Genomic DNA, 15,300 nt, shown 5'->3' with positions numbered 1-15,300 from the left:
CCGCAACACCCGCTCACCACGCCCGACCCGCCAACCGTGCCCGACCCGCCAACCGCGCCGGACCCGCCAACCGCGCGCGACCCGCCAACCGCGCCTACCCGCCCGCCGCCGTCAACGCGGCCACCGCCGACCCCTCCACCGGGTCGGGGGTGAGCAGCACGGCCACCGCCTCCGCGAACCGACCGTGATGATGCTCCCGCCGGACGAACTCCAACCCCCGCCTGCTCTGCGCCACCAGCGCCTCCGGCCGCCGGTGCAGCTTCGCCACCGTCCCCGCCACTTCCGCCGGCTCGCAGTACACCGCGGCCGTCCCCAGCAGCGGCCGGTACCGGTGGGGCAGAACCGGCACGCAGCCCGCCGCCAGTGCCGCCAGCAGCTCCGGGTCGAGTGTCGTGGTCCGCTCGTCGGCCAGCAGGTGCAGGTAGAAGTCGAGCTGGTGCAGGAACGCGCGCACTTCCACGTCGGACGGCCGGTAGACCAGCCAGTTCTTCCCTAGTTTGGCGGGTGGTTCGGGGGCGAGGACGCGTACGTCCAATCCGGCCGGTGTGGGCAGCGCCTCGCGCAGGCGCAGCCATTCGGCGGCGATGCCGGCGCCGGGGCGGGCGGTGAGCACCCGGCCGATCACCGGGCGGTCCGCGCGGGGCCCGGTGCGGTGCAGCCGCCAGCGGTCGGGGTCGATGGTCGCCGGCAGGTCGGCCTTGGCCAGCCGGATGCCGAACGGGCCGCCGGCCAGGTGCCGGCGGTCGGCGGCTCCGGCGGGCGCCCACCACGGTTCCACCCCGAACAGGCGTCGTGCTTCGGCCTCGCAGTGGAAGGCCGCCTCCCCCCACGCCGAGTCTGCCTCGATCACGACGCGGTCCGCGCGGATCGCCGAGGGGTATCCGGGTGCGAAGCCGACGAGCGCCGGATCCTGTACGAGGACCAGCCGGGCGGTCACCTCGTCGGAGAGCACGACCTGGTCCACGCGTCCGGAATTGATCATTTCTTGGACGTCCGGATCCAGGTTGGCGGGCCGGCCCGTCACGTTCCGCAGCAGGCTGAGGTGCAGCACCGCCACCGAGCGGCCCGGCACGGCCACGGCACGCAACCGGTCGGCGTGCGGCTCGGCCAGCCCCGGTGGCAACGCGCTCCAGTCCGCCGCCAGGATCACGTCATAATCCCGTACGGGCAGATCGAAGCCCCCGGAGAAGCTCGCGGGAGGGCAGGCCGACGCCGCCAGCGCGCGCTGCGACGACGAATGCAGGGCGAGCCGGCGTGGGACGGCGAAGGCCCGTGCCCCCGGCAACCGCTCCCGCCGGGCCTCCGCGCGCCCGGCGGTCAGCCGCCGGTGCCAGGCCTGAAACGCCGACAGGTATGCGTGCCGCGCCGGATGCATCCACCCGGGCGCGATGTCGGCGCTGGAGAGCGTCCCCGCCCCGAGCCGGACCAGCGCGAGCGGCTCACCACCGAGATGATGCACGGCCGGCCGCCCGAAGACGGCGCGCGCCCGTTCCACGTACTCCGCGTCGGCGCCCTTGCGGACGGTGTCGAGATAGCCGAGCCGCTGCAGCGCGGCCTCCCGGCGGATCATCAGCGAGGACAGGTTGTACGACCGGTGCTCCGGCACGCCGGGCCGGGTCACCGTCAGGTCCTCGGTGACCCGGATGGCGGCCGACGTGGTGGCGAACAGCGTCTCGTCGGCGATCAGCGGCGCCACCTGCCGTTCCAGCCGCAGCGGATGGGACCAGTCGTCGGAGTCCTGGAACGTGACGAACGTGCCGGTGGCCGCGTCCAGGCCGGCGTTGCGGGCCAGGTACGTGCCGCCGTTCTGCGGCATCCGCAGCACCCGTACCCGGGGGTCGAGCGCGGCGGCCCGGTCCAGCACCGCGTCGTGGCCCGGCCCGGAGCCGTCGTCGACGACCAGGATCTCGTGGTTGGTCCAGCTCTGCGCGACGAGCGAGCGGACGGCGGTGAGCAGCGGCAGCCCCGGCCGGTACGTGGTGACGATCGTGGTGATCCGGTGTGCCGAGCCGGCCCGGCCGGCCCGGTTCGAGCGGATCCGGTCGAACCGGGGGCCGATCTCACCGTCCAGGGTGAAGCCGGGCGCCGGCAGCAGACCGAGGAAACGGCCGGTCCAGTCCTCGCCGGTGGTCAGGTCGACGACCAGCGCGGTCCGTACCGGATCGGGGATCTGCGGATAGTCGGCGAGCAGCTTCTCGGTGCGGGTGCGGTCACCGGTGACGAAAGCGAGCTGCGCGTGCAGACCCTGGTGCCGGGGCGCGACACCGGCTGCCCCGGCGGTGCGCAGCAGCGAGTCGAGCAGCACCATGGCGTCGGCCCGGTCCTCGGTCCAGAGGTCCTGGAGGGCGATCACCCGGGCGAGTTCGCCGAAGACCCAGGGGTCGGCGTCCGGGAAGAGGCGGCCCTCGTACGCGCCGCCGATCAGTTCGTCGACCGAGCGCCGGGCGGCGGCGTGGGCGAGGAGCGCCCGTGCCGAGGCCGACCTGGTGTGCAGGGCGGCCGTGGCGGGCCCGTCCGGTGAGCTGTCGCACAGTTCACCCCACTGCCGTTCGAGCAGCTCGGTTCCGTACGCGTCGGGTGTCGTGTGCAGCCTGCGCATGTGCTCCTGCCGGGTGATCTCGCGGTGCCCCGGGGATCAACGGCCGGGTGGGTGGGAGCGTGACGCCGGGCGAGCGCCGTTCGTTGTGGCGTCGTCAGGCACGCCACGCGAGACATCGGAGCTGTTCAATGAGCGAGCACGTCCATGACGTGGCGATCCTCTCGGACTTCCGCTATCCGGGCGGCACCTCGGCCAGCATCGCCGCCGAGGTGCGGGCGCAGGCGGAAGCCGGGCTCTCCACGGTGCTGATCCAGGTGCGCTCGCCGCATCTGAAGCGGGACCGTCCGTTCAATCCCCTGATCGTGGAGTTGCTCCGGGACGGGTCGGCGCACCTCGCGGTGGAGGGCGAGCCGGTGCGGGCGAAGCTGTTCGTGCTCCGCCAGCCACGGATCTTCACGGCCGACCTCGCGTCGGTGCCCCGGGTCGCCGCGGATCGCACGGTCATGGTGCTGAACCAGGCGCCCGGCGACGCCGCCGACCCGGCCCGCTACTACGACTTCGCCAAGGTCAAGGCGCGGATCGAGGGTTACTGCGGCAGTGACGTGGAGTGGGCGCCGATCAGCCCGCAGGTCCGGGCCGAAGTGCTGCGCGCGGCCCCGGACGCAGCCCTGTCCGGCGAGGACTGGCACGAGATCATCGATGTGGCGCAGTGGCGGACCGGCCGCGACGGCCCGGCCGGCGCGGCGCCGGTCATCGGCCGGCACGGACGGCCCGACCCGGTGAAGTGGCCGCGCACCACCGAGGAACTGCTGCAGGTGTACCCGGACGACCCGGGCGTGCGGGTGCGGATCCTCGGCGGCGGCGAGCTGGCCGTCGAGCGGCTCGGCCGTACCCCGGCCGGCTGGGAGATCGTCGAGTTCGGCTCGGTGCCGCCACGGGAGTTCCTCGGCACCCTGGACTTCTTCGTCTACTTCCACGACCCGGACCTGGTCGAGGCGTTCGGCCGCACGATCATGGAGGCGATGGCGGCCGGTGTGCCGGTGCTGATCGGCGAGCACTTCCGCCCGGTCTTCGGCGACGCGGCGCTCTACACCACCCCGGCCGGCGTGTTGCCGCTGGTCCGTGAGCTGCATGCCGACCCGCAGCGGTACCGCGAGGTCGCCGAGAACGCCCGCGCCTTCGTCGAGGACCGATTCGGGTACGCGTCCCACCTGTCCCGCCTTGCCGACCGCGGCGTGCGCCCACCCGGCCCCGGCACCGACGTCGAGGTGCACCGGCCGTCCTCGCTCGTGGTCTCCCGGCGGCACCGGGGCGTGCTGATGGTCAGCGACAACGGGGTGGGACTGGGCCACCTGTCCCGGCTCATGGCGATCGGCCGGCGGCTCCCGGCGGGCACCCCGGCGGTGATCGCCACCCAGTCGCACGGCGCCTCGGTCGCGCACCGGGAGGGCTTCCTCACCGAGTACATCCCGTCCCGCAGCGTGCTCAAGCTTCCCCGGCAGGGCTGGACGGACACGCTGCGCAGCCGGCTCGAGCACCTGATCGACCTGCACGAACCGGCGGTGGTCGCGGTCGACAGCGTCCCGCACGACGGCATCGTGGCCGCGGTCCGGTCCCGCCCGGACGTCACCTGGGTCTGGGTGCGGCGCCCGATGTGGCGGCGCGACACCGGCGCCGAGTGGATCGAGCGGGGCGGGTACTTCGACGCGATCCTCGAGCCCGGCGAGTTCGCGGCCGCCGCCGACGAGGGTCCGACCGTCACCGACCGGGCCGGCGTGCACGCCGTCGAACCGATCACCTATCTGGACCCGGACGAGCTGGCCGAGCCGGTCGCCGCCCGGGAGGCGCTCGGGCTCGAACCGGGGCGCCCGGCCGCACTGCTGCAGCTCGGCGCCGGCAACATCAACGACATCGCGTCGCCGGTCGCCCGGATCGCCGGGCACCTGCGGTCCGCCGGCTTCCAGGTGGTGCTCGCCGAGTCCGCGATCGCCACCGACCCGATGCCGCCGATCCCCGGCGCGCATCTGGTGAAGCTGTACCCGATCAGTCGGTATCTGCGCGGACTGGACCTGGTGATCAGCGCGTCCGGCTACAACTCGTTCCATGAGCTGCTGGCGTTCGGCGTGCCGGCGGTCTTCGTGCCGAACCACGAGACGTCCCTGGACGACCAGGTGAGCCGGGCCCGGTTCGCGGCGGCGGCCGGCGCCGCGCTGATCGTCGAGGATCCGGACGGCGAGGACCTGGACCGGGTGCTGGCGGTTGCGGTGCGGGCCGAGGTGCGGGACCAGCTGAGCCGCCGCTGCGAACAGGTCAGGCCCGGCAACGGCGCCGCGGCGGCCGCCCGCTGGCTCGCCGAGCTGGCCGACCGACGAACCCCCGGAGTATGACGATGCCCGACGTGACAGAGCCCGATGTGACAGAGCCCCACGTGACGACGCCCGACGGCAGTACCGGACTCACCGACCCGGCACGGGTGGACGCGCTGGTCGTCCGGCTGCGCACCATCGAACAGCAGCGCGACGCCTGGCGGTCCCGCTTCGATCAGGTGGCCGGCGAACGGGACGACGAACGGGAGGCGATCCGGCGGTTGCGGGCCAGTGGGTCGTACCGGTTGGGCCGTACCCTCGTGGATCTTGCTCGAAGCCCGCTCGGCGCCTCCCGGAAGCTGGTCCGCAAGGCGCGCCGCAAGCCGGCGAAGCCGGCGAGGCGCAAGAAGGCCGCCACGCCGCCGCTGCCCACCCACCTGTACGTGGCGATCGGGCTGGACCTGGCGGCCCTGCGCGACTTCGTGCTGGCGGTGCGGCGCCGGCTGCTCGTCGAGAACGATCACCGGGCGGTGGTGCTCACCGACGAGCCGGCGTTCTCGCTGCTGCGCAAGGCCGGGCTGATCCTGGAGTACCTGCCGGACCGGCGGACCTGGGAGAAGCACCGGCCGGACCGGCCCTGGGACGGCGTGCTGGCCGAGCGTCTCGCGCACCTCTCCCGCGACCACGGCGCCGCGCAGGTGATCTTCGTCGATCCGGACGCGCCGCCCGGATTGCCGGATCTGCTCTCCGAGATCGACACAACCCCGCCCGCGCACCCGTCGTTGCCTCAGTCGTGACCGCGCAAACCGCACTATTACCGCAGCAGCCGGAGAATCGGTCCGGCCCTCCACCGGATCCGTCGTCCGGGGTCCGGCTCTGGGGGCACGTGCTGCGCCGCTGCCTGCTGCTGCCGCTGATCGTGCTGGCGCCGCTCGTGGCGGTGGCGCCCCGCGGTGACCACCGGTTCAACATCTACTGGCACGGCGGGCTGTTCCTCGACGACCCGCTGCGGATCGTCTCGCACACCATCGGGACCGGGGAGACCTACCTGCGGCTGGGCAACTTCCGGCCGCTCGGGCGGATGCTGGAGAAGGCGCTCGACCTGCTGGTGCTGCTCGGCGCGGAACAGCTGCACCTGTCCCCGGCGATCATGTTGCGACTGGTCACGATGGGCGCCGCGGTGGTGCTGACCGGCGCCGTGGTGATCTTCGCGGAGAGCGTGCTGACCCGCGGGCCGCTGTTCGGTGCCGGGCCGTCGGTGGTGGCGCTGCTGACCCCGTACGCGGTCGCGGGAGGCCTGATCGCCGCCGGGCGCAACAGCACCACCACGCTCTTCGGCGGTCTCTACCTGAGCACCGCCGGGCTGGTCCTGCTCGTCGCCGCGGCGGCCTGCCGGCTGGACCGGCTGCGCTGGTGGCACGCGGTCCTGGCGGTCACCACCGGGGGTGCGCTCGCGGTCTTCAACGAGCCCGCCTACTTCGCCGTGCCGCTGGCCACCGTGGCGGTCCTGGCCCGCGGCCGGTTCGTGCTGGGGCTGCGCGGCCGCCGGCTGCTCACCTCCGGCGGGATGCGCCTCGCCGCCCTGCTCTGGGCCGGTTTCCTGCCGGTCGTCGCGATCGTCCGCTGGATCATCCGGGGGTACTGCGCGGACGGCGGCTGCTACCACGGCTCCGACGTCGCGGCGGACGCCCGGTCGCTGCTGGTGCTGCCGGCCCGGATGCTGGCCTGGCTCCCGCCGGCCCAGTGGCAGGCGGCGACCGAGCAGGCGCGCGGGAACTGGCTCTGGGGAGTCCTGCCGGTCGCCGCGTTCCTGGTTCTCGCGGTGCTCGGGGTTCGTACCCTCAAGGTCCTCTCCGCGGCGTCGCGGCCCGGCGCCGGACCGCTCACCGGCCTGGCAGTCGCCGCCGCCGCCCTGCTCGTCAGCGGTGCGCTCCCGGCAGCGCTCAGCGTCGAGGTGCACGACTACTTCGACATGCGCGCGCTGCTCACCCAGGGCTGGCGGGACTCGGCCGTCACCGCGCCCGCCGGCATGCTGCTGCTCGTGGTCGTGGCGCTGCTCGTGGTCCGCAGCCGGGCCTCGGTCGCCCTGGTCCTGGCCGGGCTGGTGCTCTGCGCGGGCGCCGGTACCGCCGCGAACCGCGCCTACGCCGACGTCTCGGCCGGCTGGGCGTCCTCCCAGCTGGACAACCGGATCGCGCTCGCGGTCGGCGGCTTCGAACGCGGCGCGGCCGGCAACGAGCGGCGCTGCGAGCTGCTCGGCGAGGCGCTGCACAACCTCGACGGCGAGCCGGCCCGCCAGCGCCGCCTCACCGAATCGCTCGACGCCGCCGCCCGCGCGCTGGCCGGCGTCCCGTTCTGCCAGGTGGTCCGATGAACGACCCGCTCATCTCGGTGGTCGCGCCGATCTACAACGAGGGCGACGGCGTCGACCGGTTCACCGCCCGGATCGCCGAGGTGCTCGGCGGCGCCGGACTGCGCTACGAGCTGCTGCTCGTCGACGACGGCTCCACCGACGACTCGTGGTCCCGGATCGCACACCAGTCCCGCCTCGACTCCCGGGTCCGCGGCCTGCGGCTGTCCCGCAACTTCGGCAAGGAAGCCGCCCTGCTCGCCGGCCTGGAGCAGGCGACGGGCGACGCCGTCGTGGTGATCGACGCGGACCTGCAGCACCCGCCGTCGGCGATCCCCGCCCTGGTCCGCCGCTGGCAGGACGGCGCCCACGTGGTCGAGGCCGTGAAACGCAACCGGGCCGGCCAGTCGCTCGGCAACCGGCTCAGTTCCCGCCTGTTCAACTCCGCGTTCACCGGTCTCACCCGGGTCGACCTGGTCGACGCCACCGACTTCCGGCTGCTCGGCCGGCCCGCGCTCGACGCGCTGCTGCGGATGCCCGAGCACTCGTCGTTCTTCCGCGGCACCAGCAGCTGGATCGGCTTCACCCGGGCCACCGTCGAGGTGGACATCGACCACCGCGCCGGCGGGGCGTCCCGGTGGACGCTGCGCGGCCTGTTCCGCCTCGCCGTGAACGGTCTCACCTCGTTCACCTCCGCCCCGCTGCACCTGGTCACCCTCGCCGGGATCGGCTTCGCGCTCTTCTCCCTGGTGCTCGGCGTGCAGACCCTGGTGCGCTGGATCAGCGGGGGATCGGTGGCCGGTTTCACCACGGTCATCCTGCTGCTCCTGGTCACCGGCACGTTCGTGCTGCTCGGCCTCGGGGTGATCGGGGAGTACCTGGCCCGCATCCACGAGGAGGTCCGCGGACGGCCGCGCTACCTGATCCAGGAGCGCTCGGACACCACCGCGCCGGGCGTGCCCGAGCAGTGGGTGGCCGAACAGCATGCCGAACGCTGACCGTCTCCTGCGCTACGGCGTCAGCGGCGGCCTGAGCGCGCTCACCCACTTCGGGGTGGGCCTCGCCGGAACCCGCGTGCTCCCCCCGGTCCCGGCGTCGAGCGCGGGCTTCGCGGCGAGTGTGGTGGTCTCCTACCTGCTTCAGCACAGCTGGGTGTTCCGCTCCGGAACCGGCCACCGGGTAGCCGCCCCACGCTTCCTCGCGGTGACGGCCGCCGCGTTCACCCTGAACGCCGCGGTGCTCTGGCTCGGCGCGGACGTGATCGGCGGCCCCTACCCGGCGGTCCAGGCCGTGGCGCTCGTGCTGATCCCGCTGCTGAACTACGCCATCAACTCCCGCTGGACCTTCACGGGGGTACGGCCCGACCCGTCCCCAACCGCCCCCACCCCGTCCCCCAGCCCGCCGGGCGACTGACGCCCCTTCCGCCGGCGCTTCCCGCCGCCGCCCCCGGCGCCCCGTCCCGCTTCACCCCCGTCCCGCCCTCGCCCCTCACACGAGCCGGGGCGCCACGCCGCGCGCAGACTTGTGGCGCGCAGCAAGCTCGAACCCAACAGGCTCGCTTTGCGGAAGCTCGTGGACGTCCTGGCCCCGCAAATGCCGCAAACCCTCGACGCTCCGTTGTTGTGGCGACCCACCGTGACTAGCCGAGTAAGGCCCGGCGCCCTTCGTGGCCGCAGGGGGATGAGCGCACACACAATGCGATTGTGTGCGCTGGTCACCGCTATAGGAGTGGTGAGAGCACACGAACGGCCAACGTGTGCGGTGATCGCCCCTTCACAGGCGAAACCAGCGGCCACGGCGGTAGAAATCGACACGCCCGCCCGGCGACCACGTTGCGTGCGGAACTGGCGTGCGTCTTACGGTCCCGGGTTGCGTCTTACGGTCCCGGGTTGCGACTTGCGGTCCCGGGTTGCGTCTTGCGTCCCGAGTTGCGACTTGCGAGCCCCGGGTTCGCAGATCTTGGAAACGCCGACGGCAGATGTTGGAAACGCCGATGGCGGCTGGCGCTCAGCGCGGACAAAACGGGTGCGCGACAGCACTGTTGACCAGCCGGGCGGCACGAGCTGGTTAACAGTGCTGTCGGCGGCGTGCTCGGACAACGCTGAGAGCCGGCCGGACCGGCCGGTCCACAGTGTCGGCGCGGCCGCACGTCGGCGCTCGGGAACTCGGGAACTCGGGAGCTCGGGAACTCGGGCGCTCGGGCGCTCGGGAGGGCACGGGGCCGGCGGCGCGCCGGAGAGATGGCGTGGCAGCGCGCCGCGTCCGGACTCCCCGGGACGGGGTGGGTGCGGCTGTGGGAGGTGCCGAGGCGTACCCGGGAAAGCTCAGAGGCGGTGGGCCTCGCGTGCTGTCGTGACGCCGCGGGTGTCGAAGAAGCGTTTTGCGATGCGGGCCAGGTGGTCGGCGTCGTATTCGCGGTGGTTCTGGACCAGGATCACCAGGTCGGCTGAGGCGGCCGCGCCCTCCAGGTCGTCGGTGCGGGAGACCGGGACGCCGCTGATGTCCCAGGTGCGGACGTGCGGGTCGTGGTAGGCGACGGTGGCGCCGAGGGCGGCCAGCTGGCGGGCGAGCGGTGCGGCCGGGGACTCGCGCTGGTCGGCGATGTTGGCCTTGTAGGTGATGCCGAGCAGCAGGACCGTCGCGCCGCGCACCGCCTGGCCGTCCGCGTTGAGCAGATTCTGGGCTCGCCGGGCGACATAGGCCGGCATGGTGGTGTTGATCTCCTGCGCCAGCTCGACGAAGCGGAACGGATAGCCGAGCTTGCTGCGCACGTTGTGGGAGAGGTAGTTCGGGTCGATCGGGATGCAGTGGCCGCCGACGCCGGGGCCGGGATAGAACGCCTGGAAGCCGAAGGGCTTCGTGGACGCCGCGTGGATCACGTCCCAGAGGTCGATGTCGAGTTCGTGGCAGAACCGGGCCATCTCGTTGACCAGCGCGATGTTGACGTGCCGGTACGTGTTCTCCAGCAGCTTCGCGGTCTCCGCCTCACGGGTGCCGCGGGTCTGGACCACCGTCTCGACGAACCGGCCGTAGAAGCCGGCCGCGGCCGCCGTGCATCCCCGCGTGTACCCGCCGACCACCTTCGGGGTGTTGTGCGCGCCGAACACCTCGTTGCCCGGGTCGATCCGCTCCGGGGAGAACGCCAGGTGGAAGTCGATGCCGGCGGTGAGCCCGGAGAGCTGCTCCAGCCGCGGGCGGACCTCGTCGTCGGTGGTGCCCGGGTACGTCGTCGACTCCAGCACCACCAGCATGCCGGGCCGCAGGTTGCGCCCGACCGCCGAGGTCGCGCCGAGGACCGCCCGCAGGTCCGGCCCGTCGCCCTCGGAGAGCGGGGTGGGCACGCAGATCACCGCGGTCCGCGCCTGCGCGATGAGCGTCTCGTCGGTGGTCGGCAGGAAGCCGTCGGCGATCATCGCGGCCACGTCGTCGTCGCTGAGGTCGTCCACGTGGGACCGGCCGTCGCCGAGCGCGCGCACCACCGTCTCGTCGACGTCGAAGCCGAGGACGGAGAGGCCGGCCCGGGTGGCCTGCTGCGCGAGCGGCAGCCCGACGTACCCGAGTCCGAGGATGACGACGTCGTAGCTCATGCGGATCTCCTTGAGAAAAGCTCAGGCGACGGGCGGCAGCGCCACGTCGTCGCGGCCCGGAAGCGGTTGGCGCGGCGCGGCGATGGCCGGCGCGGCCGGAGCCGTCCCGGCGCGTGGCCCGCGCGACTCGAAAGGCGAGACGAACGGCAGGTACAGCGGAAGGAAGTCGGCGAGCAGCGCTTCCTGGTCGGCCACCGCGGCGCTGTCGGTGTCCACGTCGTTCAGGCAGAACGCGTCGGTGTCGCGCTCGCGCAGCAGCCGGGCCAGCCGCAGCGGCGTGACCGGCTCGGCCAGGTCGGTGTAGAGGTAGCGGATCCGGCCCTTGGCGGCCCGCCCGGTCAGGTACGCGTAGTACTGCTGGAGCGAGGAGAGCAGCGACACGTCGTCCGGGTGCCGGAACTGGTGTGCCGCGGTCGACGCCACGTGACCGGCGAACCGCTGCTCGATCTCGGCGATCACGCTGCGCCGGGACGGGTGCGGGGTGTGCTTCATCTTGCGGGTCAGCACCCGGCCGAAGGCCTCCTCGATGAGCCGCCGGTTGTTCTTGGCGGCCGAGTCGGCGGGCCGGTCGCCGGGCGCGTGCGGGGTGAGGTCGACCTGGGCCTTGGACGGGAAGAACTTGGTCAGCCCGCCCGGCGTGAAGAACAGGTCGGGCGTGACCGGCCGGCCCAGGATCACGTCGTCGTTGAGGTAGAGGAAATGCTCGGCGAGCCCGGGGATCCGGTGCAGCCGGGACTCGATCGCCTGCGAGTTGAACGTCGGCAGCGTGCCGGTGTCGCCGAAGATCTCCCGGTGGCTGACCAGCGTGATCCGCGGGTGGTCGCGGTCCAGCCAGTCCGGTGCCTGGTCGTCGGTGACCAGGAAGATCCGGCGTACCCAGGGCGCGAAGCAGTGCAGCGAGCGCAGCGAGTAGCGCAGCTCGTCGCGGCTGGTGTACCGGGAGTCGTTGGTGGCCTGCGGGTTGACCCCGGCGACCCACGGGTTGGCGTCCAGGGCGCGGGCCTTGCGGCGCTGCCAGGCCGGGTCGTCGCCGTCGACCCAGGTGTAGACCACGTCGATCGGGAAGTCGATCCGGTCCGGGTCGACGGCGGTGAAGACCGCGCGGGTGCGGTAACCGGTCACGTCGTCGGGGGAGCTGAACGGTCCGAAGGCCGTCTCGGGTGCGATCACCGCGGGTTCGCCGGCCGGCACCGTGTCGGCCACCGGGTTGCCGCGCGGCGCGATCAGCTGGTCGCCCTTCGCCCGCCAGAACTCGATCTCGCACGCGTAGTCGTCGCCGAGCAGCATGCTCGCACCCGGATCGGTGACCGGCCAGCAGACCTCAACGACGCGGGGTTCGGCGCGCCGGCCGGGCCGCAGCACGGTCCGGAGCCGGCCGTGGTCGCGGCGGGCCAGCTCGCGCAGCAGGGCGAGTGCCCTGTCGCGATCGTTCTCGGTCACCGCGACGGCGGTGCGCAGGGGTGTGGAGGCCGGCAGCCGGAACCAGTCGATCCCGGCCGCGTCGAACGCCCGGACGACCCGGTCCAGGTTTTCCCGGCGGACGGCGACGGGCGCGGCGTCGGTGCTCACTCGCGCCCGGGTGCCGCGCCTGTGGCCCGCCACGGGTGCGGCGTCGAGAGGCATCAGGGTACGGGCTACGCGCAGCCGCCGTTCCGGTGCGACACGGGGCAACAGGTGTCGCTCGGCCGACGTGAAGATCCGTCGCCGGACCGACCAGGGGGTCAGCCGCAGGATCTGCCGCAGGGTCACGCCGTGGTCCTTTCGCCGCATGTCCGCCGACGCGCTTAACGCACCGAACGAGACGGAAGTTGCGGTCTATATCAGGAGTTGCACCCTTTAACTGCGGTATACGCCTTTCGCGGGTGCCGGGTGACCGTTTGCGAGCGGTCCCACCCTTAGGGGAACGGATCGGGGTCACGGCCGATGCGGGCGGTTGCCTCGGGGTTGCATCGTGGAGGGCGCGATCCGACTACGGCAGGAGGCCGAGATGGGTAAGGCAGTGGCGTTTCTGGCAGCGCTGATCGCCGGGGTGATCGTGGTGGGCTGGGTGGTCAGCTCACTGCTCGGCGGCTTCCTGTACTACCTGATCGTGGGCGCTCTCGTGGTCGGCGGCGGGGCGTTCCTCTACAGCCGGCTCAAGCGTTCGCTGGCGCCCGGCACCCGCACCCAGCGGCGGATCGAGGCGGCGGCGCGGACGTACCGCATGCGGAACCGGTGAGCGGTGAGCGGTGCGGTTAGGCTTGCGGCAACGCCAACACCTAGCCAACGGGAAGTCGATCCGTGTTTGACACCTTGAGTGACCGCCTGTCCGGGATCTTCACCAAGCTCCGCGGCAAGGGCCGGCTCACCGACGCCGACATCGACGCCACCGCGCGCGAGATCCGTCTCGCGCTGCTGGAGGCGGACGTCGCGCTGCCGGTGGTCAAGGCGTTCATCGCCAGCCTCAAGGAGCGGGCGCGCGGCGCCGAGGTCTCCCAGGCGCTCAACCCCGCGCAGCAGATCATCAAGATCGTCCACGAGGAGCTCATCACCATCCTCGGTGGCGAGGGCCGGCGCCTGCAGCTGGCGAAACAGCCGCCTACCGTGATCATGCTGGCCGGTCTCCAGGGTTCCGGTAAGACGACGCTGGCCGGCAAGCTGTCCCGCTGGCTCAAGTCGCAGGGCCACCAGCCGCTGCTCGTCGCCGCCGACCTCCAGCGGCCGAACGCGGTGAACCAGCTCCAGGTCCTGGCCGGCCGTGCCGGGGTGGACGTCTACGCTCCGCAGCCCGGCAACGGCGTCGGCGACCCGGTGCAGGTCGCCAAGGACTCGATCGAGCACGCCCGGCGGACGGCGAAGGACATCGTCATCGTCGACACCGCCGGCCGCCTCGGCATCGACGCCGAGATGATGCAGCAGGCCGCCGACATCCGCGCCGCGGTCGACCCGGACGAGGTCATCTTCGTCATCGACGCGATGGTCGGCCAGGACGCGGTGCAGACCGCCGAGGCGTTCCGCGACGGCGTCGGCATCACCGGCGTGGTTCTCTCCAAGCTCGACGGCGACGCCCGGGGTGGCGCCGCGCTCTCCGTCCGGCACGTCACCGGCCAGCCCATCCTGTTCGCCTCCACCGGTGAGAAACTGGAGGACTTCGACGTCTTCCACCCGGACCGGATGGCCAGCCGGATCCTCGGCATGGGTGACGTTCTGACCCTCATCGAGACCGCAGAGGCGGCGTTCGACGAGGATCAGAAGGAGAAGATGACCAGCAAGCTGCTCGGTGGCGAGCAGTTCACGCTGGAGGACTTCCTGGACCAGCTGATCGCGGTCCGGCGGATGGGCCCGATCGCCAACATCCTCGGCATGATGCCGGGCATGGGCCAGATGAAGGATCAACTGGCCGAGCTCGACGACAGCCACTTCGACCGGGTGACCGCGATCATCCGCTCGATGACGCCGCAGGAGCGCACCACGCCGAAAATCATCAACGCGTCGCGCCGCGTGCGCATCGCGAACGGCTCCGGCGTCACCGTGATGGACGTGAACCAGCTGCTCAACCGCTTCGCCGACGCGCAGAAGATGATGAAGCAGATGAGCGGCATGATGGGCCTGCCCGGCACCCGCCGGAAAGCGACGAAGAGCCCGAAGAACAAGCGCAAGGGCACCAAGGGCGGCAACCGTCCCCGCGTGGGCGGCGCCGGCGGCGGGATGCCGGCCGGCTTCCCGGGCGGGATGCCCCAGCTGCCGCCGGGCCTGGACCCGAACGCGCTGGGCGGAGGCGGCATGCCGCCCGGCTTCAAGCTGCCGAAACTCGACTTCAACAAGCTGAACAAGCCGAAGGACGACAATCGCTAGGCGGTAATCGCTCAATGGTGGCATGGCGCTAGGTGCTCAGCGACTAGTACTGTGGGGGTGAATCCCATGGAGGAGGCGTCGATGAGCATCGCCCTGCACGCCGATGTCGAGGAGTTGCTGAAGCGAGACGACCTGACCGTCGACGACATCGCGGACCTTCCCGAGGATCTCCGCTACGAGTTGATCGACGGAAGGCTCGTTTTGTCCCCCCTCGCCCTGCCCATCCATCAGTTCATCGCGCACAGGATCACTGTTGCGGCAGAGGAGCACTGTCCGGAGGACGTGCTTGTCAACGGCGAACAGGCGGTTCTGCTGGACCGGCGCAATGAGCTTCACCCCGACGTGGTGCTGATCCGCGAAGAGGGCGCGGGCAAGTCGCCGGTCAAGCCGGGCGACGTGCCGCTCGTCGTCGAGGTTGTCTCGGAGTCGTCGAAGAAGTACGACCGCGACGGCAAGCTCAAGAAGTACGCCTACGTCGGCATCCGGAACTACTGGATCGTCGACCCGCTGGCCGAGCGCGTGACGCTCACGCAGTTCGCGCTCGGTCCCGGCGGGGACTACCAGCAGCTGCTTGAGACCGATGAGCTGGTCACGGTCGATCGGCCGTGGCGGATCACGCTCGACCTTCCGGCATGGACGCGACGGCGGGACCGGATTCGTGCGGTGGCCCGGCCGGACAACTGA

11 protein-coding genes are annotated in these 15,300 nt (G+C 72.1%); 8 read left to right on the top strand and 3 right to left on the bottom strand.

The window, feature by feature from the left end:
- Positions 1-94: 94 nt before the first annotated feature.
- The gene (locus AMIS_RS34740; protein ID WP_014447150.1) at positions 95-2,599 is read right to left on the bottom strand and encodes a glycosyltransferase family 2 protein; all 2,505 of its coding nucleotides are present in this window, start codon (positions 2,597-2,599) and stop codon (positions 95-97) included.
- Positions 2,600-2,727: 128 nt separating this feature from the next.
- On the opposite strand from AMIS_RS34740, the gene AMIS_RS34735 reads away from it, so the two are divergent.
- Genes AMIS_RS34735 through AMIS_RS34715 form a run of 5 tightly spaced genes read left to right on the top strand, consistent with a single transcriptional unit; the run spans position 2,728 to position 8,608 of the window.
- Positions 2,728-4,926, top strand: a complete 2,199-nt coding sequence (locus AMIS_RS34735; protein ID WP_014447149.1) for a glycosyltransferase — start codon at positions 2,728-2,730, stop codon at positions 4,924-4,926.
- A gap of 2 nt (positions 4,927-4,928) precedes the next feature.
- The gene (locus tag AMIS_RS34730) at positions 4,929-5,642 is read left to right on the top strand and encodes a hypothetical protein (protein ID WP_407921879.1); all 714 of its coding nucleotides are present in this window, start codon (positions 4,929-4,931) and stop codon (positions 5,640-5,642) included.
- Positions 5,639-7,219 (top strand): hypothetical protein, encoded by a 1,581-nt coding sequence (locus AMIS_RS34725; RefSeq protein WP_157435177.1) that lies wholly within the window; start codon positions 5,639-5,641, stop codon positions 7,217-7,219. The genes AMIS_RS34730 and AMIS_RS34725 overlap by 4 nt, the downstream gene beginning before the upstream one ends.
- Entirely contained in the window at positions 7,216-8,193 is a 978-nt protein-coding gene (locus AMIS_RS34720) for a glycosyltransferase family 2 protein (protein ID WP_014447146.1), read from the top strand. Before AMIS_RS34725 ends, AMIS_RS34720 begins: the two co-directional genes overlap by 4 nt.
- Positions 8,180-8,608 carry a GtrA family protein gene (locus AMIS_RS34715; RefSeq protein ID WP_014447145.1) on the top strand — a complete coding sequence of 143 codons (429 nt, stop codon included), beginning with the start codon at positions 8,180-8,182 and terminating at the stop codon, positions 8,606-8,608. Before AMIS_RS34720 ends, AMIS_RS34715 begins: the two co-directional genes overlap by 14 nt.
- A gap of 911 nt (positions 8,609-9,519) precedes the next feature.
- On the opposite strand, the gene AMIS_RS34710 is transcribed toward AMIS_RS34715, so the two are convergent.
- Positions 9,520-10,782: a nucleotide sugar dehydrogenase gene (locus AMIS_RS34710; protein WP_014447144.1), complete on the bottom strand. Its 1,263-nt coding sequence runs from the start codon at positions 10,780-10,782 to the stop codon at positions 9,520-9,522.
- A 21-nt stretch (positions 10,783-10,803) separates the two neighbouring features.
- Complete coding sequence (locus AMIS_RS34705; protein WP_157435176.1) at positions 10,804-12,531, bottom strand: stealth family protein; 1,728 nt, start codon at positions 12,529-12,531, stop codon at positions 10,804-10,806.
- Between the two features lie 238 nt (positions 12,532-12,769).
- Between AMIS_RS34705 and AMIS_RS34700 the strand changes: the two genes are divergently transcribed.
- From AMIS_RS34700 to AMIS_RS34690, 3 genes are all read left to right on the top strand, one after another.
- On the top strand, positions 12,770-13,000 hold the full coding sequence (locus AMIS_RS34700) for a hypothetical protein (protein WP_041831585.1): 231 nt from the start codon (positions 12,770-12,772) through the stop codon (positions 12,998-13,000).
- Positions 13,001-13,062: 62 nt separating this feature from the next.
- Positions 13,063-14,616 carry a signal recognition particle protein gene (gene ffh / locus AMIS_RS34695; protein WP_014447141.1) on the top strand — a complete coding sequence of 518 codons (1,554 nt, stop codon included), beginning with the start codon at positions 13,063-13,065 and terminating at the stop codon, positions 14,614-14,616.
- Between the two features lie 81 nt (positions 14,617-14,697).
- Positions 14,698-15,300 carry a Uma2 family endonuclease gene (locus tag AMIS_RS34690; protein ID WP_041831584.1) on the top strand — a complete coding sequence of 201 codons (603 nt, stop codon included), beginning with the start codon at positions 14,698-14,700 and terminating at the stop codon, positions 15,298-15,300.

The organism is Actinoplanes missouriensis 431 (genome assembly GCF_000284295.1).
GTDB classification, from domain to species: domain Bacteria; phylum Actinomycetota; class Actinomycetes; order Mycobacteriales; family Micromonosporaceae; genus Actinoplanes; species Actinoplanes missouriensis.
This window is presented reverse-complemented; position numbering and strand designations above follow the sequence as displayed.

Coding starts and splice junctions, on each gene's coding strand:
- AMIS_RS34730 (WP_407921879.1), top strand. CDS start 4,929: ATGCCCGACGTGACAGAGCCCGATGTGACAGAGCCCCACGTGACGACG.
- AMIS_RS34700 (WP_041831585.1), top strand. CDS start 12,770: ATGGGTAAGGCAGTGGCGTTTCTGGCAGCGCTGATCGCCGGGGTGATC.
- AMIS_RS34710 (WP_014447144.1), bottom strand. CDS start 10,782: ATGAGCTACGACGTCGTCATCCTCGGACTCGGGTACGTCGGGCTGCCG.
- AMIS_RS34740 (WP_014447150.1), bottom strand. CDS start 2,599: ATGCGCAGGCTGCACACGACACCCGACGCGTACGGAACCGAGCTGCTC.
- AMIS_RS34690 (WP_041831584.1), top strand. CDS start 14,698: ATGAGCATCGCCCTGCACGCCGATGTCGAGGAGTTGCTGAAGCGAGAC.
- AMIS_RS34720 (WP_014447146.1), top strand. CDS start 7,216: ATGAACGACCCGCTCATCTCGGTGGTCGCGCCGATCTACAACGAGGGC.
- AMIS_RS34715 (WP_014447145.1), top strand. CDS start 8,180: ATGCCGAACGCTGACCGTCTCCTGCGCTACGGCGTCAGCGGCGGCCTG.
- AMIS_RS34735 (WP_014447149.1), top strand. CDS start 2,728: ATGAGCGAGCACGTCCATGACGTGGCGATCCTCTCGGACTTCCGCTAT.